This window comes from Gemmobacter sp., assembly GCF_016792925.1.
Classification (GTDB): Bacteria; Pseudomonadota; Alphaproteobacteria; order Rhodobacterales; family Rhodobacteraceae; genus Gemmobacter.
Genome location: NZ_JAEULU010000271.1, coordinates 1 through 7520, shown reverse-complemented (window position 1 = coordinate 7520; position 7520 = coordinate 1). Strand labels below are relative to the sequence as shown.

Annotated in this window: 8 protein-coding genes; 5 read left to right on the top strand and 3 right to left on the bottom strand. The window is 64.3% G+C overall.

Going from position 1 to position 7520, the window contains the following annotated elements:
- The 5 genes from JNN06_RS12955 to JNN06_RS12935 form a co-directional block, all read left to right on the top strand.
- Positions 1-329 (top strand): transporter associated domain-containing protein (locus JNN06_RS12955; RefSeq protein ID WP_291240009.1); only part of this gene is annotated, 329 nt, incomplete at its 5' end.
- Between the two features lie 237 nt (positions 330-566).
- The gene (locus JNN06_RS12950) at positions 567-1664 is read left to right on the top strand and encodes a TRAP transporter substrate-binding protein (RefSeq protein ID WP_291240008.1); all 1098 of its coding nucleotides are present in this window, start codon (positions 567-569) and stop codon (positions 1662-1664) included.
- Positions 1665-1894: 230 nt separating this feature from the next.
- Positions 1895-2848, top strand: a complete 954-nt coding sequence (gene ppk2 / locus JNN06_RS12945; RefSeq protein WP_291240007.1) for a polyphosphate kinase 2 — start codon at positions 1895-1897, stop codon at positions 2846-2848.
- Positions 2849-2965: 117 nt separating this feature from the next.
- A complete protein-coding gene (locus tag JNN06_RS12940) occupies positions 2966-3943 on the top strand; it encodes an A/G-specific adenine glycosylase (protein ID WP_291240010.1) in 978 nt (325 codons plus the stop codon).
- A gap of 42 nt (positions 3944-3985) precedes the next feature.
- Positions 3986-5092, top strand: coding sequence for an alkane 1-monooxygenase (locus JNN06_RS12935; RefSeq protein ID WP_291240006.1), 1107 nt, complete (start codon positions 3986-3988; stop codon positions 5090-5092).
- A gap of 161 nt (positions 5093-5253) precedes the next feature.
- On the opposite strand, the gene JNN06_RS12930 is transcribed toward JNN06_RS12935, so the two are convergent.
- The 3 genes from JNN06_RS12930 to msrA all read right to left on the bottom strand — a co-directional run.
- The gene (locus tag JNN06_RS12930) at positions 5254-6378 is read right to left on the bottom strand and encodes a site-specific DNA-methyltransferase (protein ID WP_291240005.1); all 1125 of its coding nucleotides are present in this window, start codon (positions 6376-6378) and stop codon (positions 5254-5256) included.
- 87 nt (positions 6379-6465) lie between these two features.
- Positions 6466-7128: a ribonuclease HII gene (locus tag JNN06_RS12925; RefSeq protein WP_291240004.1), complete on the bottom strand. Its 663-nt coding sequence runs from the start codon at positions 7126-7128 to the stop codon at positions 6466-6468.
- On the bottom strand, positions 7128-7520 hold a 393-nt coding region (gene msrA, locus JNN06_RS12920), incomplete at its 5' end, for a peptide-methionine (S)-S-oxide reductase MsrA (protein ID WP_291240003.1). The genes JNN06_RS12925 and msrA, both read right to left, overlap by 1 nt.

Genomic DNA, 7520 nt, shown 5'->3' with positions numbered 1-7520 from the left:
AGGGGGTCATCACCCCGATGGACGTGCTGGAGGCCATCACCGGCTCTTTCGCCGATGCCACCGAGGATGAACCCAAGCTGGTGGAGCGCGAGGATGGCTCGCTGCTGGTGGCGGGCTGGATGCCGGTGGATGAATTCGCCGACCGGCTGGGCCTCAACCTGCGCGCCGACCGCGATTTTGAAACCGTGGCGGGATTCGTGCTGGACCTGATGGGCCATCTGCCGCAGATCGGCGAGGTGACGCGCGAGCAGGGCTGGCGCATCGAGGTGCTGGATCTGGACGGGCGGCGCATCGACAAGCTGCTTGTTTCGCGGGCAAAACCGGCCTGATCCGGGGCTGCCCAAGGCGCATCGGGGGCCAGATCGGTGCCCGACAAGGCGGCAAGTGGTGCATTGGCAGGCATTTTTGCCTGATTGCTTGACGTTGGGGGCTTATTGGTAAGCTAAGGTTACCAAAAATGCAGCGCGCCGCGAAAAAATGGTTCTCAACCGTGAAATGCGCCGCTAGTCTGCCTCCATCACAGAAGGGGTGGCCGGTCGGGCTGCCCCGACCTTGGAGGAGGTAGTATGGATCGTCGTTCTTTCCTGACCAAAGCCGCCATCGGCGGCGCTGCGGCCAGCACGCTGGCAGCTCCCGCTCTGGCGCAGGCCGCACCGAAGGTGACCTGGCGCCTGACCTCGTCCTTCCCGAAATCGCTCGACACCATCTTTGGCGCTGCCGAAGTGCTGTCGAAGCGCCTGTCGGAAGCGACCGATGGCAATTTCACCATTCAGGTTTTCCCGGCGGGCGAACTGGTCCCCGGCCTGCAAGCCGCCGATGAGGTGAGCGCGGGCAATATCGAGGCCTGCCACACGGTCGGTTACTACTACTGGGGCAAAGACCCGGCCTGGGCCGTGGCGGCTGCCGTGCCGTTCTCGCTGTCGGCACGCGGCATCAACGCCTGGCACTACCATGGCGGCGGCATCGACCTGTATAACGAATTCCTGGCCGACAAGAACATCGTGGCGCTGCCGGGCGGCAATACCGGCGTGCAGATGGGTGGCTGGTTCCGCAAGGAAATCAACACCGTGGCTGATCTTCAGGGCCTGAAGATGCGCATCGGCGGCTTTGCCGGCAAGATCATGGAGCGTCTGGGCGTCGTGCCGCAGCAGATCGCCGGCGGCGACATCTACCCGGCGCTGGAAAAGGGCACCATCGACGCCTCCGAATGGGTCGGCCCCTATGATGACGAGAAGCTGGGCTTCTACAAAGTGGCGCCCTATTACTACTATCCCGGCTGGTGGGAAGGTGGCCCGACCGTCCACTTCATGTTCGGCAAAGCTGCCTATGAGGCCCTGCCGCCCGCCTATCAGTCGCTGCTGCGCTCGATCTGCCAGGGCGTCGATGCCGACATGCTGCAAAAATACGACTTCAAGAACCCGACGGCGATCAAGTCGCTGGTGGCCAATGGCGCCCAGCTGCGCCCGTTCTCGCCCGAGATCCTGAACGCCTGTTTCGACGCGGCCAATGCGGTTTATGCCGAGCTGGAAGCCTCGAACCCGGCCTTCGCGAAGCTGTGGCAGTCGATCAAGGCCTTCCGCTCGGAGAACTACACCTGGGCGCAGATCGCCGAATACAACTACGACACGTTTATGATGATGCAGCAAAACGCGGGCAAGCTGTAAGCTTGCGCGCGTCCGCGCTGCGGGCATGATGATGCAGCAAAACGCGGGCAAGCTGTAAGCCAGCAACCCCTGCGTGACGACCATAGCCCCCGGCTCGGCAGAGCCGGGGGTTTTCTGTCTGTCACCCAATCGTCACATTCCTTGCCAAATCCGCGCGGATTTGACGCGGATCAAGGCCGGGGCGGGCGGGCGGAAAATACTTGCGGGGTGCAAGTAAAAGGAGACGCCGTATGGAAGACATCGCCCCCCCGCTGCCGCAGATCGACACCCTCCCGACCGAGGCCGCAGCCGAGGATTTCGCCGCCCCCGGGCCGCAGAAATTCCCCTCTGCCTCGCCCGATGCCATCCGGCAGGCCTTTGAATCCGGCCATTACCCCTATGGCCGCCTGATGGGCCGCGCGCCCTATGAGGCCGAGAAGGCCCGGCTTCAGGCCGAACTGCTCAAGGTGCAGATCTGGGCGCAGGAGACCGGCCAGAAATTCGTGATCCTGATGGAGGGGCGCGACGCGGCGGGGAAGGGCGGCACCATCAAGCGCTTCATGGAGCATCTGAACCCCCGCTATGCCCGTGTGGTGGCCCTCACCAAACCCTCCGACAAGGAGAAGGGCGAGTGGTTCTTCCAGCGCTATATCCAGCACCTGCCCACGGCGGGCGAGATCGTGTTCTATGACCGCAGCTGGTATAACCGCGCCGGGGTGGAGCGGGTGATGGGCTTCTGCACCCCGTCGGAATATCTGGAATTCATGCGCCAGGTGCCAGAGCTGGAGCGGATGTTGGTCCGCTCGGGCATCCGGCTTTACAAATACTGGTTCTCGGTCACCCAAGAGGAACAGCGCAACCGCTTCATCGCGCGCGAAACCGACCCGCTGAAAATGTGGAAGCTCTCGCCCATCGACAAGGCCAGCCTTGATAAATGGGAGGATTACACCGAGGCCAAGGAGGCGATGTTCTTCTACACCGATACCGCCGATGCGCCCTGGACCATCGTGAAGTCGAATGACAAGAAGCGCGCGCGGCTCAATTGCATGCGGCATTTTCTTGCAACGGTGGATTACCCCAACAAGGATTGGGAGGTGATCGGCACGCCCGATCCGCTGATCGTGGGGCGGGCCAGTCAGGTGATTGGCGGCGATGCCCATATCCTTGACGCCGCCTTGCCGCCCGATTTCGGCAAGCGCGGCTGAGCGCAGGGTGGCCTTTCTGCGGCACGGGCCTATATCCTTGGCACGCCATCGCCAAGGATTCCCGTGCCCGACCTTTCTGCCCTGCTTCTCGATTGGTATGACCGCCACCACCGCGTCATGCCCTGGCGCGTCAGCCCCGGCGACCGGGCCGAGGGCGCGCGGCCAGACCCCTACCGGGTCTGGCTGTCCGAGGTCATGCTGCAACAGACCACCGTGGCGGCGGTGCGCGCTTATTTCCGCCGCTTCACCGAGCTGTGGCCGACCGTGGCCGATCTGGCGGCGGCAGAGGATGCGGCGGTGATGGCGGAATGGGCGGGGCTTGGCTATTACGCCCGCGCCCGCAACCTGCTGAAATGCGCCCGCGCCGTGGTGGCGGATCATGGCGGGCAGTTCCCGTCCACCGAGGATGCCCTGCGCGCCTTGCCCGGCATTGGCCCCTATACCGCCGCCGCCGTGGCCTCGATTGCCTTCGATCTGCCCGCCACGGTGGTGGATGGCAATGTAGAGCGGGTGATCTCGCGCCTGCGCCGGATCGAGACGCCCTTGCCGGCCGCCAAACCCCTGATCGGGGCCGAGGCTGCCCGCCTGACCCCGGCGCAGCGCCCCGGCGATTATGCGCAGGCGATCATGGATCTGGGCGCCACGATCTGCACGCCGCGCAATCCGGCCTGTGCGCTGTGCCCTTGGGCCGGGGCCTGCGCGGGTCATGCCGCAGGCGATGCCGCAACCTTTCCCCGCAAAGCCGCCAAAGCGGCAAAGCCCCTGCGGCAGGGCCTGATCTGGATCGCCACCCGCCCCGATGGCGCCGTGCTGGTGGAAACCCGCCCTGACCGGGGCCTGCTGGGCGGGATGCCGGGCTTTCCGACCTCGGGCTGGGATGGCAGCGACCTGCCGCCGCCCATGCAGGCCCCATGGCAAGAGGCGGGCCGCGCGCGCCATACCTTCACCCATTTCCATCTGGAGATGACGGTGCTGACCGCCACCACCGATGCCGCGCCATCGCGCGGGGCGTGGATGCCCGCCTTCACCCCAGACAGCCTGCCCACGGTCTTTCGCAAGGCCTGGGACAGCGCGACAATCCGGGCGGTTGAGTGATCGGGGCACGCGGTCTAGGCTGTTGCCCGAATGGAGGCCCCGATGACCGACCCGCACCCGATGGAACCGCTGCGCAAGGCGCTGCCCTTCTGGCTCTCGCTGGGCCTTTTGCCGCTGGCGGTGATCGGGGTCACGCAAGGCGGCTGGACCGTGATCCTGATGCCCGCCTATGCCTGGACGCTGATCACGGTGCTGGACCTGCTGCTGGGCCGGAACGAGGAGAACCCCGACCCGCAGACCGAGGAGGAAGACCTCTACTGGTATCGCGCCATCACCCTGATCTGGCTGCCCTTGCAGGCCCTGACCGTTTATGGCGCGATCTGGTGGATCACCCGTTCCGCGCATCTGGGCTGGCTGGAAATCGTTGCGCTGATGTTCGGGCTTGGCGTGGCCTCGGGCAGCATCGGCATCGTCTATGCGCATGAGCTTCTGCACCAGCGCAACCATCTGGAGCGCTGGCTGGGCGATCTGCTGTTGGCCACGGTGCTGTATAGCCATTTCCGCACCGAACATCTTCTGGTGCATCACCGCCATGTCGGCACCCCGCGCGATGCGGTGACGGCGCGCTATAACGAGGGGTTCCATCGGTTTTTCCTGCGCGTGCTGCTGGCCTGCCCGGCCTCGGCATGGGAGGCCGAGCGTGAGAAACTCGCCAAAGCAGGGCGCCCGGTCTGGCACCGCTCCAACCCGTTCTGGCGCTATGCCGGGCTGCAACTGGTGGCGCTGCTGCTGGCCTATGCGGTGGGGGGCTGGTTCGGGATCGGGCTGTTCGTGCTGCAAGCCTTCTTTGCGGTCTGGCAGCTGGAACTGACCAATTACATCGAGCATTACGGCCTGGTGCGCCGCCAGACGGCGGATGGCCGCTATGAGCCGGTGCGCCCGCATCACAGCTGGAACGCGCCGCATCGCGCCTCGAACTGGCTGTTGATCAACCTGCAACGCCATTCCGATCACCATTACAAACCCGACCGCCGCTTTCCCCTGCTGCAAACCTATGCCGAAACCGAGGCGCCCATGCTGCCGATGGGCTATCCGGCCATGGGGGTGCTGGCGATGATCCCGCCGCTGTGGCGCCGCCGGATGAACCCGCGCGTGCGGGCGTGGCGCAAGCGGTTCTACCCCGATGTGACCGAGTGGCCGCGCGCGTAACCCGATCTTTCTGCGAAAGATCGAACCGGATTTTCTGCGAAAATCCGTGCCGCCCATGAAAAAGCCCCGCCATGCAAGCATGGCGGGGAGGTGTGCTCCCGGCGGAACCGGAGCACAGGCGTAACCGTATATGGGTATCGCGTATTCTTTGGGCCGGGGCGTCAGTGACGCTGACGCTCCTCGGCCTCCATCTCGGCGCGGATCTGCTGGCGCAGGATGTCGATGGGGATCATCTTGCCATCGCGCTTGAAGTGCCAATAGGTCCAGCCATTGCAGCTGGGCGCGCCCTCATAGGCGGCGCCGACCTGATGGATCGAGCCCTTCACATCATTGCCCACCAGCGTGCCATCGGCGCGCACCTTGGCCTTGAAGCGGTTGCCGATCGAGAACAGCTCCTCGCCGGGGCGCAGCATGCCGCGCTCCACCACCTGCCCGAAAGGCACGCGCGGCTCGGCCCGTTTGCTGCCGGTGATCTCCAGCGCGCTTGTATCGAATTTCCGAATGCGATCAATGCGTTCCGAGGCGACCTTGCGGTAAGCCTCCTCGCGTTCGATGCCGATGAACTCGCGCCCCAGCATCTTGGCCACGGCCCCGGTGGTGCCGGTGCCAAAGAACGGGTCCAGAACCACATCGCCCGGATTGGTGGTGGCGATCAGGATGCGGTGCAGCAGGCTCTCCGGCTTTTGCGTCGGATGGGCCTTGTCGCCGTTGTCATCCTTGAGGCGCTCATGCCCGGTGCAGATCGGCAGCACCCAGTCGCTGCGCATCTGCACGCCATCATTCAGCGCCTTCATCGCCTCGTAATTGAAGGTGTATTTTGCGCCCTCATCCCGGCTGGCCCAGATCAGCGTCTCATGCGCATTGGTCAGGCGTTTGCCGCGAAAATTGGGCATCGGGTTCGATTTGCGCCAGACCACATCATTCAACATCCAGTAGCCGGCATCCTGCATGGCGGCACCCACGCGGAAGATGTTGTGGTAGCTGCCGATCACCCAGATCGCGCCATTGGGCTTGAGCAGCCGCCGCGCCGCCTTCAGCCAGTCGCGGGTGAAGCGGTCATAGGCGCCAAAGCTGGAGAACTGGTCCCAATGGTCATCGACCGCATCGACCTTGCTGTTGTCGGGCCGATGCAACTCGCCCTTCAGTTGAAGGTTGTAGGGCGGGTCGGCAAAGATCAGGTCCACACTGCCGGCGGGCAGGCTATTCATCAACTCGATACAGTCACCGGCAAGGATCTGGTTCAGCGGCAGGCTGGGCGCCTCCGCAGGGGATTTCCGTGTCGTCATTACTGCCTCTGTCTTCGGCCTCTTTGTGCCGATTTGTTGTGTCCCAAGATGAGTCAGAGGCGATTCGCAGTCAAATTCTTTATTGAATCAACGGCTTATAGAATGTTCTTGATACAAGATATTGTGGACGGGCTTGAACGAACGCCTATGCTGAGGGGTGACCCCAAGATTTAGAAGCGCCGCCAGATGGTCTTGGGTCGGGTAACCTGCGTTCCGCTCCCAGCCATATCCCGGATGCTGTTGCGCCAAATCCACCATGAGGTGATCGCGCACCACTTTCGCCAGGATCGAGGCTGCGGCGATGGACAGGCTTTTGGCGTCGCCCTTCACCACCGCAGCGGCGGGGCCGGGCAGGGAGCGGGGCAGGCGGTTGCCATCCACCAGCACGAAACCGGGCACGAAACCGGGTGCCAGCCCAAGGCCCGCCACCGCCCGCTCCATTGCCAGATGGCTGGCGTTCAGGATGTTCAGCCGGTCGATCTCTGCCACCGAGGCATGCGCCACAGACCAGCGCGCGCTGGCCATGATCGCCCCCGCCAGCATTTCGCGCTTCGCCGCTGACAGGGTTTTGCTGTCGCCTATACCCTGCGGTATATTGGCAGGATCAAGGATCACCGCCGCCGCTGTCACCGGGCCGCAGAGCGGCCCGCGGCCCACCTCATCCACCCCCGCAACAGGCCAGAGGCCCGCAAGGCGGGCCTCGGTTTCCAGACTGAAATCCGCCACGGGCTTGGGCGTCTGCGGGGCCATCAGGCCTTCACACCGAGGCCGATGGGGCAGGTGACCCCGGTGCCGCCAATGCCGCAATAGCCGTGAGGGTTCTTGGCAAGGTATTGCTGGTGATCATCCTCGGCATAGTAGAACACCGGGGCAGGCAGGATTTCCGTCGTGATCCGCCCGCGCCCCGCTGCCGCCAGCGCCGCCTGATAGACCTCGCGCGAGGCCAGTGCAGCGGCTTCCTGCTCGGGCGTGTAGGTATAGATCCCCGAGCGATAGGTGCTGCCCACATCATTGCCCTGCCGCATGCCCTGCGTGGGATCATGGTTTTCCCAGAACAGTTTCAGCAGCGCCTCATAGCTGACCTGCGCCGGGTCATAGATCACCCGCACCACCTCGTTATGGCCGGTCAGCTGGGTGCAGGT